At 72.4% G+C, this 18,041-nt stretch carries 16 protein-coding genes; 10 read left to right on the top strand and 6 right to left on the bottom strand.

Annotated elements, in window-relative coordinates:
- Positions 1-2 precede the first annotated feature (2 nt).
- Both ACP4E5_RS15100 and ACP4E5_RS15095 read right to left on the bottom strand, forming a co-directional pair.
- Positions 3-485, bottom strand: coding sequence for a ferritin-like domain-containing protein (locus ACP4E5_RS15100; RefSeq protein WP_425828903.1), 483 nt, complete (start codon positions 483-485; stop codon positions 3-5).
- Positions 482-997 (bottom strand): hypothetical protein, encoded by a 516-nt coding sequence (locus ACP4E5_RS15095; RefSeq protein ID WP_425828901.1) that lies wholly within the window; start codon positions 995-997, stop codon positions 482-484. Before ACP4E5_RS15095 ends, ACP4E5_RS15100 begins: the two co-directional genes overlap by 4 nt.
- 192 nt (positions 998-1,189) lie before the next feature.
- Between ACP4E5_RS15095 and rimP the strand changes: the two genes are divergently transcribed.
- The 10 genes from rimP (at position 1,190) to ACP4E5_RS15045 (ending at position 13,944) form a co-directional block, all read left to right on the top strand.
- Complete coding sequence (rimP, locus tag ACP4E5_RS15090) at positions 1,190-1,711, top strand: ribosome maturation factor RimP (protein ID WP_425828899.1); 522 nt, start codon at positions 1,190-1,192, stop codon at positions 1,709-1,711.
- Positions 1,712-1,713: 2 nt separating this feature from the next.
- Positions 1,714-2,724 (top strand): transcription termination factor NusA, encoded by a 1,011-nt coding sequence (nusA, locus tag ACP4E5_RS15085; protein ID WP_425828897.1) that lies wholly within the window; start codon positions 1,714-1,716, stop codon positions 2,722-2,724.
- Positions 2,725-2,825: 101 nt separating this feature from the next.
- The gene (locus ACP4E5_RS15080) at positions 2,826-3,104 is read left to right on the top strand and encodes a YlxR family protein (protein ID WP_266714798.1); all 279 of its coding nucleotides are present in this window, start codon (positions 2,826-2,828) and stop codon (positions 3,102-3,104) included.
- Between the two features lie 146 nt (positions 3,105-3,250).
- Positions 3,251-6,367, top strand: coding sequence for a translation initiation factor IF-2 (gene infB, locus ACP4E5_RS15075; RefSeq protein ID WP_425828895.1), 3,117 nt, complete (start codon positions 3,251-3,253; stop codon positions 6,365-6,367).
- Positions 6,368-6,507: 140 nt separating this feature from the next.
- Positions 6,508-6,801, top strand: a complete 294-nt coding sequence (locus ACP4E5_RS15070; RefSeq protein ID WP_403851844.1) for a DUF503 domain-containing protein — start codon at positions 6,508-6,510, stop codon at positions 6,799-6,801.
- A 48-nt stretch (positions 6,802-6,849) separates the two neighbouring features.
- Positions 6,850-7,317, top strand: coding sequence for a 30S ribosome-binding factor RbfA (rbfA, locus tag ACP4E5_RS15065; RefSeq protein WP_425828892.1), 468 nt, complete (start codon positions 6,850-6,852; stop codon positions 7,315-7,317).
- 2 nt (positions 7,318-7,319) lie between these two features.
- Entirely contained in the window at positions 7,320-8,225 is a 906-nt protein-coding gene (truB, locus tag ACP4E5_RS15060) for a tRNA pseudouridine(55) synthase TruB (protein WP_425828890.1), read from the top strand.
- Between the two features lie 241 nt (positions 8,226-8,466).
- On the top strand, positions 8,467-12,297 hold the full coding sequence (locus ACP4E5_RS15055) for a serine protease (protein ID WP_425828888.1): 3,831 nt from the start codon (positions 8,467-8,469) through the stop codon (positions 12,295-12,297).
- 121 nt (positions 12,298-12,418) lie between these two features.
- Positions 12,419-13,369: a bifunctional riboflavin kinase/FAD synthetase gene (locus ACP4E5_RS15050; RefSeq protein ID WP_425828887.1), complete on the top strand. Its 951-nt coding sequence runs from the start codon at positions 12,419-12,421 to the stop codon at positions 13,367-13,369.
- Between the two features lie 104 nt (positions 13,370-13,473).
- Entirely contained in the window at positions 13,474-13,944 is a 471-nt protein-coding gene (locus ACP4E5_RS15045; protein ID WP_425828886.1) for a carboxymuconolactone decarboxylase family protein, read from the top strand.
- A gap of 58 nt (positions 13,945-14,002) precedes the next feature.
- Here the strand turns inward: ACP4E5_RS15045 and ACP4E5_RS15040 are convergent, their stop codons facing one another.
- From ACP4E5_RS15040 to ACP4E5_RS15025, 4 genes are read right to left on the bottom strand one after another with little or no spacing between them, the layout of a single operon-like run.
- Positions 14,003-15,013 carry an oligopeptide/dipeptide ABC transporter ATP-binding protein gene (locus tag ACP4E5_RS15040; protein WP_425828885.1) on the bottom strand — a complete coding sequence of 337 codons (1,011 nt, stop codon included), beginning with the start codon at positions 15,011-15,013 and terminating at the stop codon, positions 14,003-14,005.
- Positions 15,010-16,005: an ABC transporter ATP-binding protein gene (locus tag ACP4E5_RS15035; RefSeq protein WP_425828884.1), complete on the bottom strand. Its 996-nt coding sequence runs from the start codon at positions 16,003-16,005 to the stop codon at positions 15,010-15,012. The genes ACP4E5_RS15040 and ACP4E5_RS15035 overlap by 4 nt, the downstream gene beginning before the upstream one ends.
- The gene (locus ACP4E5_RS15030; RefSeq protein WP_425828882.1) at positions 16,002-16,940 is read right to left on the bottom strand and encodes an ABC transporter permease; all 939 of its coding nucleotides are present in this window, start codon (positions 16,938-16,940) and stop codon (positions 16,002-16,004) included. The genes ACP4E5_RS15035 and ACP4E5_RS15030 overlap by 4 nt, the downstream gene beginning before the upstream one ends.
- On the bottom strand, positions 16,937-18,022 hold the full coding sequence (locus tag ACP4E5_RS15025; protein WP_425828880.1) for an ABC transporter permease: 1,086 nt from the start codon (positions 18,020-18,022) through the stop codon (positions 16,937-16,939). The genes ACP4E5_RS15030 and ACP4E5_RS15025 overlap by 4 nt, the downstream gene beginning before the upstream one ends.
- Between the last annotated feature and the right edge of the window lie 19 nt (positions 18,023-18,041).

Genomic DNA, 18,041 nt, shown 5'->3' with positions numbered 1-18,041 from the left:
GCCTACGTGCTGGGGTCCTGCGGCGGGGACGACGACGCGGACGGCGCCGCGGCCCGTTCGGAGAGCCCAGGGAAGGCTACGCTGCCGCCGCCCCAGCGCACGGCACGGACCGCCGCCTCGCGGAGCGCGTCGGCCGCGCTCCTGCGCCGCTCGCCGCTCGCCGCCCGGACGAGATCCGAGTAGACGCCCGCGACCCTGCTCTCGATGTCCGCGGCGAGCCGTGCCGCCGCCGCGGAGTCGGGTACCGGGAACGGCAGCGCGTACGCCCCCGCGGATTCCTCGGGATCGCCGCCCAGGTCGCGCACCGTGCGCCGCAGTTCGTCGCGGCGGGCGCGATGCGCGTCGTACGCGTCCCTGGCCTGGCCCCTGCGGTCCTCGCCGATCCGGCCGCCGACCACCCCGTAGCCGTACACCGCCGCGTGCTCGGCGCGCAGCGCCGCCTGCACCGCCGCGAGCAGCTGGTTCCCGCTGTTGTCCGAGCTCATTTCCGTCCGTCCTCCGCCAGCAGGTACGCGTGCCCGGCTCCGGCCGCCGCCACCGACGCGAGCAGCCGCGCCAGCTCGCCCGGGGCGTCCACGAGCGCGGACATCCGGCGGTCGGAGAGCCGCTGCTCGGCCACCGAGAGTGCCTTGAGGATGTCCTTCTCGGCGGCCGGCGCCGCGGCCGACCTGCCGCCCCGGGGCGCCGCGGCGCCCGACGGCCGGCGCGCCCCGCCGAACGCCTTCACATGCCGCTCGACCTCGGCCCGCAGCGGGTTCAGCCGCTCCGCGAGCGCCGGCCGGGCCGACACCGCCCGGTCGTACTCGCCGAGGAGGTCCGCGCTCTCCCGCGCCGCCTGCGTCCGCAGCCGCTTCTCCTGAGTGGCGGCGGGCGCCCCGCTGCCGCCGTCGGCGCCCCCGTCGGCGGCCGAGCAGCCGGTCAGCAGCGCGGCCCCGGCCAGCGAGGCGAGCAGGGTCCTACGACGTGGCCCGGAGCGGGCGAGAGGGGGCAGCGGCACGGCAGGCGTCCTCAGGAGGCGGCTCAATGACCGGAACTGATCGAGTCCGATCGAGGGGGAGTGGCGGTGATCACCGTACCGCCGCCCTCGTACGGGTGGACGGCAACACCCCCCTGGACCGGATACCCTTTGACCTGACGCGCAAGGAAAGTCAGTAACCACAACAGCACACGCGGCCGAGGAGTCACCCGGATGAGCACCACCCAGAACGAGAGGCTGCGGGAACTACTGGAACCGCTCGTCACCTCACAGGGGCTCGAACTCGAAGAGATCGAAGTGGCCTCGGTCGGACGCAAGCGTGTGCTGCGCGTCGTCGTCGACTCCGACGAGGGCGCCGACCTGGATGTGATCGCCGATGTGAGCCGCGCGCTCTCGGCGAAGCTCGACGAGACCGACGCGATGGGCGAGGGCGAGTACGAGCTGGAGGTCGGCACGCCGGGTGCCGAGCGCCCGCTGACCGAGCACCGCCACTACGTCCGCGCCACCGAACGCCTCGTGAAGTTCACGCTGAACGACGAGTCCGAGCTGGTCGCGCGCATCCTCAAGGTCGACGACGACGGCCTCGACCTGGAAGTACCGGGAGTGAAGGGGCGCAAGCCCACCTCCCGAAGGCTCGACTTCGCGGACATCGCCAAGGCGCGGGTCCAGGTCGAGTTCAACCGCAAGAACAAGCACGACGACGACAACGACAACGACAACGAAGAGGAGGCGTAGCCGTGGACATCGACATGAGTGCCCTGCGTGGGCTGGTCCGGGAGAAGGAGATCTCCTTCGATCTGCTGGTCGAAGCGATCGAGTCGGCTCTCCTCATCGCCTACCACCGCACCGAAGGCAGCTTCCGCCACGCGCGCGTGCGGCTCGACCGCGACAGCGGCCACGTCACGGTCTGGGCCAAGGAGGACCCGTCGGACCTCGAAGAGGGCCAGGAGCCCAAGGAGTTCGACGACACCCCCTCCGACTTCGGCCGGATCGCCGCCACGACCGCGAAGCAGGTCATCCTGCAGCGGCTGCGCGACGCCGAGGACGACGCGACGCTCGGCGAGTACGCGGGCCGCGAGGGCGACATCGTGATGGGCCAGGTCCAGCAGGGCCGCGACCCGAAGAACGTGCTGGTCGACATCGGCAAGCTGGAAGCCATCCTGCCGGTGCAGGAGCAGGTCCCCGGCGAGGAGTACCCGCACGGCCTGCGCCTGCGCTCGTACGTCGTGCGCGTCGCCAAGGGCGTCCGCGGCCCCTCCGTGACCCTGTCCCGTACGCACCCGAACCTCGTGAAGAAGCTCTTCTCGCTCGAGGTGCCGGAGATCGCCGACGGCAGCGTCGAGATCTGCGCCATCGCGCGCGAGGCCGGCCACCGCACGAAGATCGCCGTGCGCTCCACCCGGAGCGGGCTCAACGCCAAGGGCGCCTGCATCGGCCCGATGGGCGGGCGTGTGCGCAATGTCATGGGCGAGCTCAACGGCGAGAAGATCGACATCGTCGACTGGTCCGACGACCCGGGCGAGATGGTGGCCAACGCGCTGTCCCCGGCCCGCGTCTCCAAGGTCGAGATCGTGGACCTCGCGGCCCGCTCGGCCCGCGTGACCGTGCCCGACTACCAGCTCTCCCTCGCCATCGGCAAGGAGGGGCAGAACGCCCGGCTCGCGGCCCGGCTCACCGGCTGGCGCATCGACATCCGCCCGGACACCGAGCCGGACGGACCCGCCGAGCGGTCTCCCGAAGGGGAATAAATCCGAGCGCTCGGCGCTTGGATCACGACAGTATGTGACGAGCCAACCGTTCGATCTTTGCCCCAAAGGGGTGAGGTCGGTACGGGGAGGTAGACTTAACCGTGTCTGGTCGGACGCATGCCCGCGCATGCCCTGAGCGAACCTGCGTGGGATGCCGGGAGCGAGCGGCCAAGAGCGAACTGCTGCGGATCGTGGTGATCGAGGGACAGTGCGTCCCCGATGATCGCGGTACGCTGCCCGGCCGGGGTGCTTACGTGCATCCCGCCCTGGCCTGTCTTGACCTGGCGGTCCGCCGCCGGGCGTTCCAGAGGGCTTATCGGGCCCCTGGACCGTTCGACACGGCGGCCCTGCGCCACCGAGTCGAGCAGGCGACACCGTAAGAAGCGCCGCACGGAACCCCCGTGCGGCCCTGGTACCCCGCGAGTTGGAAGTAGGTCGAGATTGCGATGAGCACTCGATGAGCACGCGATGAGTACGCCCATGAAGTAGCGACGGTCCGGCGTAACCCGGACCTAAAAGGAGCGAAGTGGCTAAGGTCCGGGTATACGAACTCGCCAAGGAGTTCGGCGTGGAGAGCAAGGTCGTCATGGCCAAGCTCCAAGAACTCGGTGAATTCGTACGTTCGGCGTCCTCGACCATCGAGGCGCCGGTTGTACGCAAGTTGACTGACGCCCTGAATCAGGGCACCAACGGCGCGGCCAAGAAGCCCGCCGCCAAGAAGGACGCGCCCGCGAAGCCCGCGGCGCCGCGTCCCACCCCCTCCCCCGCGCAGGCCGCCAAGCCTGCCGCCCCGCGTCCGGGCCCGGCTGCGCCGAAGCCCGCCGCGGAGAAGCCCGCTGCGGAAACGCCCGCCGCGGAGAAGCCCGCTGCCCCGGCCGCTCCGGCGACCCCGGGTCCGCGGCCGACGCCCGGACCGAAGCCGGCCCCGAAGCCCGCTTCCCCGGCGCCCAGCACTCCGGAGTTCCAGGCTCCCGCCGCCTCGCAGGCCCCCGCGGCCCCGAAGCCCGGCAGCCAGTCCGCTCCCCGCCCCGGCGCCCCGAAGCCCGGTGGCCGTCCGGCCCCCGGTCAGGACCGTGGCCAGGGCCAGGGTGGCCAGCGCGGTGACCGTGGCGACCGTCAGGGCGCCCCGCGTCCCGGCGGCCAGGGCCAGCGCCCCGGCGGCGCCCGTCCCTCGGGCCCGCGTCCGGGCAACAACCCCTTCACCTCTGGTGGCTCCACCGGCATGGCGCGCCCGCAGGCGCCCCGTCCGGGTGGCGCCCCGCGTCCCGGTGGCCAGGGTGCCCCGGGCGGTCCGCGCCCGCAGGGTGGCGGCCAAGGTGGTCCCCGTCCGCAGGGTCAGGGCGGCGCAGGTCGTCCGAGCCCGGGCAACATGCCCCGTCCGCAGGCCGGCGGCGCCGGTGCGGCCGGTCCGCGGCCCGGCGGTGGCGGCGGCAACCGTCCGAACCCCGGCATGATGCCGCAGCGTCCCGCCGCGGGCCCGCGTCCGGGTCCCGGTGGCGGCGGCGGTCGCGGTGGTCCCGGCGGCGGCGGTCGTCCGGGCGGCGGCGGTGGCGGTCGTCCCGGCTTCGCCGGTCGTCCCGGTGGTCCCGGTGGCGGTGGCGGCGGCTTCGCCGGTCGTCCCGGTGGTCCGGGCGGCGGCGGTGGCGGTCGTCCCGGCGGCTTCGGCGGTCGTCCCGGCTTCGGTGGCCGTCCCGGCGGTCCCGGTGCCCGTGGTGGCACGCAGGGCGCCTTCGGCCGTCCCGGCGGTCCGGCGCGTCGCGGTCGCAAGTCGAAGCGGCAGAGGCGCCAGGAGTACGAGGCCATGCAGGCCCCGTCGGTCGGCGGTGTGATGCTGCCTCGCGGCAACGGCGCCACGGTGCGTCTGTCGCGCGGTGCCTCGCTCACCGACTTCGCGGAGAAGATCAACGCCAACCCGGCGTCGCTCGTCGCGGTCATGCTGAACCTCGGCGAAATGGTCACGGCCACGCAGTCCGTCTCCGACGAGACGCTGCAGCTTCTCGGCGACGAGATGAACTACACGGTCGAGATCGTCTCCCCCGAGGAGGAGGACCGCGAGCTGCTCGAGTCCTTCGACATCGAGTTCGGCGAGGACGAGGGCGGCGAAGAGGCCCTCATGGCGCGTCCGCCGGTCGTGACCGTCATGGGTCACGTCGACCACGGTAAGACGCGACTGCTCGACGCGATCCGCAAGACCAACGTCATCGCGGGCGAGGCCGGCGGCATCACCCAGCACATCGGCGCCTACCAGGTGGGCACCGAGGTCAACGGTGAAGAGCGCGCGATCACCTTCATCGACACCCCGGGTCACGAGGCGTTCACCGCCATGCGTGCCCGTGGTGCGAAGTCGACCGACATCGCGATCCTCGTGGTCGCGGCGAACGACGGCGTCATGCCGCAGACGATCGAGGCGCTCAACCACGCCAAGGCCGCCGAGGTCCCGATCGTCGTCGCGGTCAACAAGATCGACGTCGAGGGTGCCGACCCGACCAAGGTGCGCGGTCAGCTGACCGAGTACGGCCTGGTGGCCGAGGAGTACGGCGGCGACACCATGTTCGTCGACATCTCCGCCAAGCAGGGCGAGAACATCGACTCCCTGCTCGAGGCCGTGGTCCTGACCGCGGACGCCTCGCTCGACCTGCGGGCCAACCCCGACCAGGACGCGCAGGGTATTGCGATCGAGGCCCACCTCGACAAGGGCCGCGGTGCCGTCGCGACCGTCCTCGTCCAGCGAGGCACGCTCCGTGTCGGCGACACGCTGGTCGCGGGCGACGCCTACGGCCGTGTCCGTGCCCTGCTCGACGACAAGGGCGAGAACGTGCAGGAGGCGGGTCCCTCGACCCCGGTCCTCGTGCTCGGTCTCACCAACGTCCCGGGCGCCGGCGACAACTTCCTGGTGGTCGACGAGGACCGTACGGCCCGTCAGATCGCCGAGAAGCGTGCCGCCCGCGAGCGGAACGCGGCCTTCGCCAAGCGCGTGCGCCGTGTCTCCCTCGAGGACCTGGACAAGGTGCTCAAGGCCGGCGAGGTCCAGCAGCTCAACCTCATCATCAAGGGTGACGCTTCTGGTTCCGTCGAGGCTCTCGAGTCCTCCCTGCTCCAGCTGGACGTCGGCGAAGAGGTCGACATCCGGGTCCTGCACCGCGGCGTCGGTGCGGTCACGGAGTCGGACATCGACCTGGCCATGGGCTCGGACGCCATCGTCATCGGCTTCAACGTCCGTGCGGCCGGTCGTGCCGCACAGATGGCCGAGCGCGAGGGTGTCGACGTCCGGTACTACTCGGTGATCTACCAGGCCATCGAGGAGATCGAGGCGGCCCTCAAGGGCATGCTCAAGCCGGAGTACGAGGAGGTCGAGCTCGGCACGGCGGAGATCCGCGAGGTCTTCAAGTCGTCCAAGCTGGGCAACATCGCGGGTGTTCTCATCCGCTCCGGCGAGGTCAAGCGCAACACGAAGGCCCGGCTCGTCCGCGATGGCAAGGTCATCGCGGAGGACCTCAACATCCAGGGCCTGCGTCGTTTCAAGGACGACGTCACCGAGATCCGCGAAGGGTTCGAGGGCGGTATCAACCTCGGCAACTTCAACGACATCAAGGTCGACGACGTCATCGCGACGTACGAGATGCGCGAGAAGCCGCGCGTCTGACGCACGCAGTGAACGATCGGGGCCGGTCGGCGGGACTTATTTCCGTCGATCGGCCCCGGCCGTTGCGTGTACCGTTCCCGTATCGGCGGCCGGAAGCGGTCGCCCATACGACCCCGGACCGGCGGGACATCCGGACACACATGTATGTGGGGACTCTGTCCTTCGACCTGCTCCTCGGCGACGTCCACTCGCTGAAGGAGAAGCGCTCCCTCGTCCGTCCGATCGTGGCCGAGCTGCACCGCAAGTACGCGGTGAGCGTCGCGGAGACGGGCAACCAGAACCTCCACCGCAGGGCCGAGATCGGGCTCGCGGTGGTCTCCGGGGACACCGGCCACCTGACCGACGTACTGGACCGCTGCGAGCGGCTCGTCGCCGGGCGGCCCGAAGTGGAACTGCTCTCGGTTCGGCGCAGGCTCCACAGTGACGACGACTGACGCAGACTGAAGCAACAAGCAAGTAAGCACTTAAAAGGAGACGGACCAGTGGCCGACAACGCGCGCGCCAAGAGGCTGGCGGACCTCATTCGAGAGGTGGTGGCCCAGAAGCTGCAGCGTGGGATCAAGGACCCGCGGGTCGGCTCCCACATCACCATCACCGACACCCGCGTGACGGGCGACCTGCGGGAAGCGACCGTCTTCTACACGGTGTACGGGGGCGACGAGGAGCGGGCCGAGGCGGCCGCCGGTCTGGAGAGCGCCAAGGGCGTCCTGCGCTCGGCGGTGGGCCAGGCGGCCGGCGTGAAGTTCACGCCGACCCTGACCTTCGTCGCGGACGCCCTCCCGGAGAACGCCCGCACCATCGAGGACCTCCTCGACCGGGCCCGGCAGTCCGACGAGCAGGTGCGCGAGGCCTCCGCGGGCGCCGACTTCGCAGGCGGCGCTGACCCGTACCGGAAGCCGGAAGACGAAGACGACGCCGACGCCGCCTCCGACAAGGACGGCGACGCCTGAGCATGTCCGACCGCACCCCTCCGCCCGACGGGCTTGTCATCGTCGACAAGCCGTCGGGCTTCACTTCGCACGACGTCGTGGCCAAGATGCGCGGGATCGCCAAGACCCGCAAGGTCGGCCACGCAGGCACCCTCGACCCGATGGCGACGGGTGTGCTCGTGCTCGGCGTCGAGCGCGCGACCAAGCTCCTCGGCCACCTCGCGCTGACCGAGAAGGAGTACCTGGGCACGATCAGGCTCGGGCAGAACACGCTCACGGACGACGCGGAGGGCGAGCTCACCTCGTCCACCGACGCGTCCGGGGTCAAGCGCGAGGCCATCGACGCGGGCATCGCCGAGCTGAGCGGCGACATCATGCAGGTGCCGTCGAAGGTCAGCGCCATCAAGATCAACGGCGTCCGCAGCTACAAGCGGGCCCGCGAGGGCGAGGAGTTCGAGATCCCGGCGCGCCCAGTCAAGATCTCGTCCTTCGCCGTGTACGACGTCCGGGACGCGGTCGCCGAGGACGGCACGCCGGTCCTCGACCTGGTCGTCTCCGTCGTCTGCTCGTCCGGTACGTACATCAGGGCGCTCGCCCGTGACCTGGGCGCCGGACTCGGCGTCGGCGGGCATCTGACGGCGCTGCGGCGCACGCGCGTCGGCCCGTACAAGCTCGACTCGGCGCGCACCCTGGACCAGCTCCAGGAGTCGCTGACCGTGATGCCGGTGGCCGAGGCGGCCGCCGCCGCGTTCCCGCGCTGGGACGTCGACGGGCGCCGCGGGAAGCTGCTGCTCAACGGTGTGCGCCTGGAGGTGCCCGAGGAGTACGCGGGCGCGGGTCCCGTCGCCGTGTTCGGGCCCGACGGGCAGTTCCTCGCCCTGATCGAGGAGTCCAAGGGGAAGGCGAAGAGCCTGGCCGTGTTCGGCTGAGCTCGCGCCCTCACCGATTTCGATGGAGCGGCGGGTTCCGGTCTCTGGGTGGCCGCCGCTCCACCTCCCCCTCTCCAGGGTGTATCCAGCGTGCCCGTTCACTTCACCCTTCCGGGCGGGCGCTCGGAGTGAACAGGGGGAGCGCAAGGGGGCGCGTTCGCCTCTGACGCTGTCCTGCTGATCACCGCGCGCCTACCGTCGAGGGACAGGGCGTGGCAGAGGACGGCGGGAGGGTCGCGTCATGGTGGACCCGCCGCTGGTACGGATCAGTGATCTGGCCGGGCGGCCGCGCGGTGCGGGCTTCGCGGCGGACGACCGGGGGACGGTCGTCACCGGCCACGAGGTGGTGAGCGGGCTCGGGCGCCTGCTGGTGCACGGGCCCGGCGGCGCGACCTGTGTGGTGGAACCCGAGTCGATCGTCGAACTGCCCGGGGCGAACCTGGCGTTGCTGCGCACGGAGGGGCTCGGCGCCGTGCCGCTGCCGATGGCGGCCTCGGGACCGCCGACAGCCGGGGCGTATGTGCGGATTCCCGCGGGCGGATGGCGCGAGGCGCGCGTACTGGGGCGCTCGCCTGTCGCGTACGTGGCCGGGGGCCACCGGCACCTGTTGGACGGCGTCCTGGAGCTGGCCGTCGGCACGGCGGGCGCGGACGCGCTGCGTGTCGGCGGTGGGGCCGCGGGCGGCCCCGTGCTCGACGCGCGGACGGGCGCGGTGGTCGCGGTGCTCGCCACGGCGCTGCGGGCCGGGCACCGGGCGGCCGGGTTCGCGGTGCCGCTGCGGGCGGCGGCCGCGGGTGCGGGCGGTCGGGGGCCGCTGGCGGAGCTGCTCGCGCGCAATGCGGCGGCCGTTCCGGCGTACGGGGACGATCTGAATCTCGGCGGGGTGCTTCAGCTGGCCGGGATCTCGGTGGGCAGCGACGGGCCGGGGACGGAGGGGCCCGAGCCGGTCGAACGGCCGGATGTGGTGGGGGAGTTGTCCGCCTTTACGTCGGGCACGTCGGACGCGGACGGCGAGGCGCGGGTGCTGGCCCTTGTCGGGGATCCGGGGAGCGGCCGGACCACGGAACTGGCCGCGTTCGCCGCGCGGCGGGCCGAGGGGGACGGCGCCGCTCCCACCGTGTGGCTGCGGGGCGCGGATCTGAGCGAGGACGACGCGTCGGTCGCGCAGGCGGTGGGGCGGGCGCTCGCGCGGGCGGGGCGGATCGTGGCGGCGTCGCGGGAGGAGGCGGGCGCGCGGGACGTGGGGGACATCTCCGCCGAGCGGATCGCCGAGGTCGCCCGGGAGACCGGGCGGCCGCTCGTGCTGTTGCTCGACGGGCCGGAGGAGATGCCGCCCGTGCTCGCGCACCGGCTGAGCGCCTGGTCGCGGGGGACCGAGCGGTGGCTCGCGGCGTGCGGGGTGCGGTTGGTGGTGGCGTGTCGTGCCGAGTACTGGGAGCAGGCGGGCGCGCTGTTCGGCCGGGGTGTGCTGTACGGGCGGGTGGCCGGGGCGCTGCCGCCGTGCGTGGAGGTCGGGGACCTCGTGGGGGAGGCGGCGCGGCGGGCGCGGGAGCGGCTCGGGGTGCCGGAGGGGGCGCTCGCGGAGCGGGACGCCGGGCATCCGCTGTCGTTGCGGTTGCTCGGTGAGGTGCGGGCGGCGCTGCCAGGGGGTGTGACCGGGTGCCCCGACCGGGACGAGATCTTCGGGGCGTATCTGGACCTGATGTGCCTACGGGTGGCGGTCCGGCTCGCCGCGTCTTCGGGGGTACGGGGGAGTGGGGTGCGGCGGCTGGCGGCGCGGGTGGCCGGGCAGGTGCACGAGGCCGCGCGGCGCAGTCTCGGGCCGGGGCAGGGGGAGTTGGACCGGGAGTCGTTCGAGGAGCTGTTTCCGTGGGGGGTGCGGGGCGGGGTGTCCGGGTGGGCGTCGGCGGTGCTGACGGAGGGGGTGCTGGTGCCGGCGGGGGGTGGGTTCCGGTTCGCGCACGAGGAGGTCGCGGACTGGATCCAGGGGATGCATCTGGATGTGGACGGGGCGTTGGAGGCGTTGGTGTTCCGGCGGCGGGGGGACGGGTTTCCTGTGCCGCGGCATCGGGCGGGGCCCGTGGTGCGGGCGCTGTTGCTGATCGAGCGGCAACTGGGCTGCGCGGAACTGGAGGTTCGGCTGCGGGAGTTGTTGCCGTGGGTGGTACCGGGGCCTCGCGGCGGCGCGGAGCGTCTGCCTGGGACGGGGTTGGCGCCCGACGCGGGTGTGGGCGGCACCGGGGAGCGCTTGTCTGCGACGGGGTCGGCGCCCCACGCGGGTGCGGGCCGCACCGGGGGCCGCCTTGCCCACCCTGCCGCCCAAGGCGGCAGATTGCCCAAGGCGGTAGGCGCCGACCGTTCGGGGCGGGAAGCCGGGGTGGGGGGCGCGCCCAAGTCGGCGGGCGCCGACCGTTCGGGGTGGGGAGTCGGGGTGGGGGGCGCGCCTGAGGCGGTAGGCGCCGACCGTTCGGGGCGGAGGCGGGTAAATCCAGCCCCTCCGGCGTTTGAGGAGCGGGGTTCGGGGCGGAGCCCCGGGGCGTGGGAGGAAGGTGGCCGGGGGCGGGCGGTGCCCGAGGTGTTTGAGGAGGACGACCCGGGCCGTGCGGGGGCTGAGGCCCCGGCCAGTGCGGGGGCCGAGGTAGGTACCGGGGCACGAGCGGACGCGGAGTGGTGGGGGGCCGCGCTGGTGCGGGGGGTGTTGGGGCGGGTTCCGGATGCCGGGGTGTACACGGACGTGCTTGGCGTACTGGCCGACCGCGGACACTTCGACGGCGCGTTCTGGATGCGGATCGCCGTGGACGACGACACCCGGTTCGACCTGTTGCGGCGCGCCGTGGTGCACGACGGGGGCGAGGTCGGCGGACGGTGCCTGGACGCCGTCGCGGAGGCGCTCGCAGCCGAGCCGCGCCGCGTGCAGCGGAGGCTGACCGGGTGGTTCGACGACGAGCGGGCGTTGCCCGCCCTGCCGGACGCCACCGTCGCCGCCGCCGCACAGGCCCTGCTCCACACCCATCGGCACCGTGACATCGACGACCTGCTCGAGGCCCTCGTCGCATGCGGTCACCCGCGCGCCGACGAACTGCTCGCGACCCTGGCCGAGGAGGAGCCCGCCGCCCTGTGCCGCGCCGTCGACCGATGGGCCCACGAAGAGCGGCCCGAGCGACACGTCGCCGCCGCCGCGTACGGCGCCCGGGTCGCGCCACGGATCAGCGCCCCGGCCGACCGCGAGCTACTGCGGTACGCCGCGTTCGCGCTGCTTGAGGCGCCCGACCGCGCGCTGCACGGCGCCGCGCTCGCCGTCCTCGTACGGGACCCGGACTCACGGCCGGCGTATCTGGCGCGGGCGCTGGAGTGGTTCGCGGCGGGCGACGCACAGGTGACGGCCGACGCGCTCGCGCAGGCCGTGGCCACCCACCCGGAACCCGTGTTCGCCGCGTTCCGCGCGCGGCTGCGGGAACCGGGGCCCGCCCTCGGTGACATCCTGCGGGTCCTCGCCGAGCTGACCGGACCCGCGGAGACCCGGCGCGCCGCCGCGCTCGTCAAGGAGCTCGCAGAGGAGTGGCCGGATGCCGCGGCCCGGCACGTCGCGACGTTCGTCGACAGGCGTCTCGAAGGTGGGGACGGCGCGCGAGCCGTGATGTATCCGCTGGTCGTGGGGCTGGTCTCGGAGCGGCCCCTGGTCGTGCGGAGCGCCCTGGCGCGGGTGCTCGCCGCGCCCGGCACGACCGCGTCCCGCGCGCTGCGGGCCGAGCTGCTCGACGTACTGCTGGAAGAGGAGCGGGACCCCGCCGTGCTCGACGCGCTGCTGTGCGCCGCCGCGCGGGACGCGGCGCGGCGCGGACAGGCCAGGACGCGGGACCTGGTGCACCGCACGGGCATGCTGCTGGTGCGTACGCCGGAAGGGGCGTCCCGCTTCGACCTGCTGCTCGTGGAGCTCGCGCGGTCCGTACCGGGCTTCGCCGGCCTCGTGGCCGGGTGGCTCGCGGAGGCGCCCCGCGAATGGGCCGCGCTCGTCGGACCGAGCTCCCGGCGCATGATCGAGAACCTGGCCGGGGTGCGCGTCTCGGCATAGCCGTCGCGGCCCGCCCGATGCGAAGCGCGGGCGGGCGGCATGGCACTCTTAGACCTGCGTATTCGGTAGAGAGACGCAAGGTTCCAAACGGTCGGACACAGGTTTGCGAGGGGCAATCACCGTGCAGCGCTGGCGTGGCTTGGAGGACATCCCCCAGGACTGGGGGCGCAGCGTCGTCACCATCGGCTCCTACGACGGGGTGCATCGCGGGCACCAGTTGATCATCGGGCGGGCCGTGGAGCGGGCGCGTGAGCTCGGCATCCCCGCGGTCGTGGTCACCTTCGACCCGCACCCCAGCGAGGTCGTGCGCCCGGGCTCGCACCCGCCGCTGCTCGCCCCGCACCACCGGCGCGCCGAACTGATGGCCGAGCTCGGCGTGGACGCGGTGCTGATCCTGCCGTTCACCACCGAGTTCTCGAAGCTGTCGCCCGCCGACTTCGTGGCGAAGGTGCTCGTCGACAAGCTGCACGCGCGCGTGGTCGTCGAGGGCCCCAACTTCCGCTTCGGGCACAAGGCCGCGGGCAATGTCGACTTCCTGGCCGAGCAGGGCGAGACGTACGACTTCGAGGCCGAGGTCGTGGATCTGTACGTCAGCGGGTCGGCCGGGGGCGGTCAGCCGTTCTCTTCCACGCTGACCCGGCGGCTCGTCGCCGAGGGCGATGTGCTGGGCGCCGCCGAGATCCTCGGCCGGCCGCACCGCGTCGAGGGCGTCGTCGTGCGCGGCGCGCAGCGCGGGCGTGAGCTCGGCTTCCCGACCGCCAACGTGGAGACGCTCCCGCACACCGCGATCCCGGCCGACGGGGTCTACGCGGGGTGGCTGTACGTGAACGACGAGGCGATGCCCGCGGCGATCTCCGTCGGCACGAACCCGCAGTTCGACGGCACGGAGCGCACGGTCGAGGCCTACGCCATCGACCGCGTCGGCCTCGACCTGTACGGGCTGCACGTGGCCGTGGAGTTCGTGGCGTTCGTGCGCGGCATGGCCAAGTTCGAGTCGCTGGACGAACTCGTCGCCGCGATCGCGGACGACGTGAAGCAGGCGCGCGAGCTCATCGAGGCGTCCAAGCCCTGATCCACCCGGGGGTGACGCGGGTCACTTTCGCGTGTGTCACATCGGGGCGGGCGGTTCCGTCGTAGTGGTGTCACCACTTATGACGGAGTGCGAAGGAGCCCCTCATGGAACCGCGACTCGACCTCTTCACCAACCCGGTCCTCGGCAAGATGCTCAAGCACGTCATCGCGGCGGCCAAGTCCGCCGAGGGCTCGGGCGTGCCGACGCCGACGCTGAACCTGGTCATGATCAGGGCCAGCCAGATCAACGGCTGCTCGGGCTGTCTGGACATGCACGTCAAGGACGCCGCCGAGGCCGGTGAGACGGCGGTCAGGCTCGCCCTGGTCGCCGCCTGGCGCGAGGCCAAGGTCTTCACCGAGGCCGAGAAGGCCGCCCTGGAGCTGACCGAGGCGGGCACCCGCATCGCGGACAGCGTCGGCGTCTCCGACGAGGTGTGGGAGAAGGCCGCCAAGCACTACGACGAGGCGCAGCTCGGCGGCCTCGTCGGCTGCATCGCCATGATCAACACGTTCAACCGGTTCAACGTGATGACCCAGCAGCCGGCGGGCGACTACGTGCCCGGCATGTACGGCTGAGCCGACGCACACAGGGGCGGGGCCCGGTTCCACGGAACCGGGCCCCGCCCCTGTGTGCCTATTCGGCCCGCGCCGCCGCCCAATGGCACGCCACCTGCGACGTGGCCGCACCCGTCAGCACCGGCAGATCCACCGTCCGGCACGCGTCGGCGACCCCCGCCGCCTCCGCCCGGCCGTCCGCAAGGACCTGGCAGCGCGCGTGGAAGCGGCAGCCGCCAGGAATGCGCGACGGGTCCGGGGGCTCGCCCGTGAGCACCACCGGTTCGCCCGGCGCCTCCGGCAGGACCGACAACAGGGCTTGCGTGTACGGGTGTTGGGGTGCGGTCAGCACGTCCTCCACCTTGCCCGTCTCCACGATGCGGCCCAGGTACATCACCGCCACCCGGTCCGCGATGTTCCACGCGAGGCCGAGGTCGTGCGTGACGACCAGCGCCGACAGGCCCAACTCGTCCCGCAGGCGCAGCAGCAGGGCGAGGATCTCACCCCGTACGGACGCGTCCAGGGACGCCACCGGCTCGTCCGCGACGATCAGTTCGGGGTCGAGGACCAGCGCGCCCGCGATGACGACACGCTGGCGCTGGCCGCCCGACAGCTCGTGCGGATAGCGCAGGAAGAAGCGCTCCGGAGGGCGAAGTCCCGCGCGGGACAGGGCACTTGCGACCGCCTCGCGTTCGTCGCCCGCGTAGCCGTGGATCCGCAGGCCCTCGGCGACCGCGTCGTACACCGTGTGCCGCGGATTCAGGGAGCCGCTCGGGTCCTGGAGGACCAACTGCACGCGCTTGCGGTACGACTTGAGGGCCTTCGAGGCGTAGTCCAGCGGCTTGCCCGCGAACGTGACCCCGCCCGCCGTCGGCTTCTCCAGGCCGAGCAGGGTGCGCGCCAGGCTCGTCTTGCCGCAGCCCGACTCGCCGACGAGCGCAACGATCTCGCCCGGCGCGATGTCCAGGTCGACGCCGTCCACGGCCCGGGCCTCGGCGGCGCCGCGCCGGCCGGGGAACGTGACGTGCAACTGGTCGGCGCTGAGGAGGGTCTGCACAGAGCCGTCCGGCTTCTGCAGCGTTTCTGTCATGCCGTGGTGCTCCTTGCTTCGACTTCCGCGCCCAAGGCGTCACTTGACCCGACGTGGACACACGCCGCCTGCCGCTCCGGGCCCGCGATCCGCAGCACCTGGTCCTCGCTCGCACACACGTCGAGCGCCACCGGGCAGCGCGGGTGGAACGTGCAGCCGGACGGCAGCGCCGAGGGGTCCGGCGGGTCGCCGGGCAGTCCGCGCGGCGCGAACCGGGACGCCGGGTCGCCGATCGTCGGGAACGCCGCCGACAGCGCCTTCGCGTAGGGGTGCACCGCGTTCTCGTAGACCTGGAGGGCCGGGCCCTCCTCGACGACGCGGCCCGCGTACATCACCGCGAGCCGGTCGCAGGTGTCGGAGAGGACCGCCAGGTCGTGGCTGATCATGATGAGGCCGAGGTTCTCCTCCGTCACCAACTGCTCGATCAGGCGCAGGATCTGGGCCTGGATCATCACGTCGAGGGCCGTCGTCGGCTCGTCGGCGATGATCAGGTCCGGCTCGCAGGCGAGGGCCATCGCGATCATCACGCGCTGGCGCTGACCGCCCGAGAGTTCGTGCGGGTAGGCGTTCGCGCGCGCGGCCGGGAGGCCCACGTGTTCGAGGAGCTCGCCGACCTTCTTCTTCGCGCCCTCCTGCGTCGCCTTCTTGTGCAGGAGGATCGGCTCGGCGATCTGGTCGCCGATGCGGTGCACTGCGTTGAGCGAGTGCATCGCGCCCTGGAAGACGATCGAGGCGCCCGCCCAGCGGACGGCCCGCACCCGGCCCCACTTCATGGCGAGGATGTCCTCGCCGTTCAGCAGGATCTCGCCGGTGACCTTGGCGTCCTTGGGGAGCAGGCGCAGGAGCGCGAGCGCCAGCGTCGACTTTCCGCAGCCGGACTCGCCCGCGATGCCGAGCTTCTGGCCCGCCTCCACGGACAGGTTCACGCCGCGGACGGCCCGCGCCCCGCCGGCGTAGGTGACTTCGAGATCCCGAACCTCGAGAAGCGTCATGAGCGGGCCCCCAGCTTCGGGTTGAGGACGGACTCCACCGCGCGGCCGCACAGCGTGAAGGAGAGCGCGACGATGGCGATGGCGATGCCGGGCGGTGCCAGGTACCACCAGTCGCCCGCGCTGACCGCGCCCGCCTCGCGCGCGTCCTGGAGCATGCCGCCCCAGGAGGTGACCGTCGGGTCGGACAGGCCGAGGAACGCGAGGGTCGCCTCGGTCAGGATCGCCGACGAGATGATCATCGTGGTCTGGGCGAGGACCAGCGGCATCACGTTCGGCAGCACGTGCCGCGTCATGACGTGGCCGTGGCTGCCGCCGAGGGCCCGCGCGCGTTCGATGTAGGGGCGCGCCTCGACCGAGAGGGTCTGGGCGCGCACCAGGCGCGCGGTCGTCGGCCAGGTCGTCACGCCGATCGCGATGATCACGGTCCACATCGAGCGGTCCATGACGGTCGCGAGCGCGATGGCGAGGACCAGCGTCGGCATCACCAGGAACCAGTCGGTGATCCGCATCAGGACCGTCGAGTACCAGCCGCGGAAGTGGCCCGCGACGATGCCGATGACGGTGCCGATCGCCACGCACAGGAACGCCGCGAGCAGGCCCACGGTGAGCGAGACCCGGGCCCCGTACACCAGGAGGGCGAGCACGCTGCGGCCGAACTGGTCGGTGCCCAGCGGGAATTCGCCGCTCGGCCCCTCCAGAGGGCCGCCCGGCGCGTCGGTGACGCTCTGCGAGTCCGAGCCGACCAGGGCCGGCGCGAAGATCGCGATCAGGGCGATCAGGATGAGCAGGCCGAGGCCCCACAGTCCGCCGCGGTGCGCGCGGTAGGACTTCCAGAAGCGGGCCAGGGACTGCCGCTTGCGGGCGCGCGCCAGGGAGCGCGCGCTGGGCGCCTTGGGGGTTTCCGTGGGCGCGGTTTCGGTTTCGGTCGTCGTCATCGGCCCACCCTCGGGTCGAGCAGCGGATAGAGGATGTCGGCGAGGGTGTTCGCGAGGATCACCGCGGTGGCGAAGACGAAGAACAGGCCCTGGACGAGCGGGAGATCGGGCACGGAGAGCGCCTGGTAGAACAGTCCGCCGAGGCCCGGCCAGGAGAAGACCGTCTCGACGAGGATCTGCCCGGCGACCACGTGCCCGAGGTTCACGAACATCAGCGTGAACGTCGGCAGCATCGCGTTGGGCACCGCGTGCTTGCGGCGCACCACGTCGTCCCGCAGGCCCTTGGCGCGCGCGGTCGTCAGATAGTCGCTGCCCATCTCGTCGAGCAGCGAGGAGCGCATGACGAGGAGCGTCTGCGCGTAGCCGACCGCGACCAGGGTGATCACCGGGAGGATCAGATGGTGCGCGACGTCGAGGATGTACGCGAGGCCGGTCTTGTCGCCCGATTCGAGGCCACCCGTCGGGAACATGCCGGGGATCGGCCCGATGCCGACGGCGAAGACGATGATGAGGAGCAGGCCCAGCCAGAAGGCCGGCACCGAGTAGAGAGTGAGCGCGAACGCGGTGTTGAAGCGGTCGCTCCTCGACCCGTTGCGCCACGCCGTGCGCGTGCCGAGCCAGATGCCGAGCGCCGAGTACAGGACGTACGCCGTGCCCGTGAGCAGCAGCGTCGCGGGGAGCGCGTCGAGGATCTTGCCCATGACCGGGGTGTGGAACTGGTACGAGATCCCGAAGTCGCCGGAGAGCGCGTCCCCGATGTACGACGTGAACTGCTTCCACATCGGCTGGTCGAGGCCGTACTGGTGGCGGAGGTTCTGCAGTTGCTCGGAGGAGACCTTGCGGCCGCCGGTCATCTGCTTGACCGGGTCGGACGGGATGAGGCGGAACAGGAAGAAGCTGGTCACGAGGACGGCGAAGAGCGAGACGATCGCGCCGCCGATCTTCGCGAGCGCGTACTGGACGTACGCCTTGGTGTTGCGGGCCCGGGGCCCGCGGGCGGTCGACGACGCCCCGGCCGAAGCCGGGTCGCCGTCCGTGCCGTCCGCGGGCTGCACGAGCGCCGGAGTGCTGTCAGCTGTCATGGTTCACATGTCTTCTTAC

This window comes from Streptomyces fractus, assembly GCF_049844455.1.
GTDB lineage: Bacteria > Actinomycetota > Actinomycetes > Streptomycetales > Streptomycetaceae > Streptomyces > Streptomyces fractus.
The sequence above is the reverse complement of the archived record's forward strand: the minus strand, read 5'-3'. Positions and strand labels throughout refer to the sequence as shown.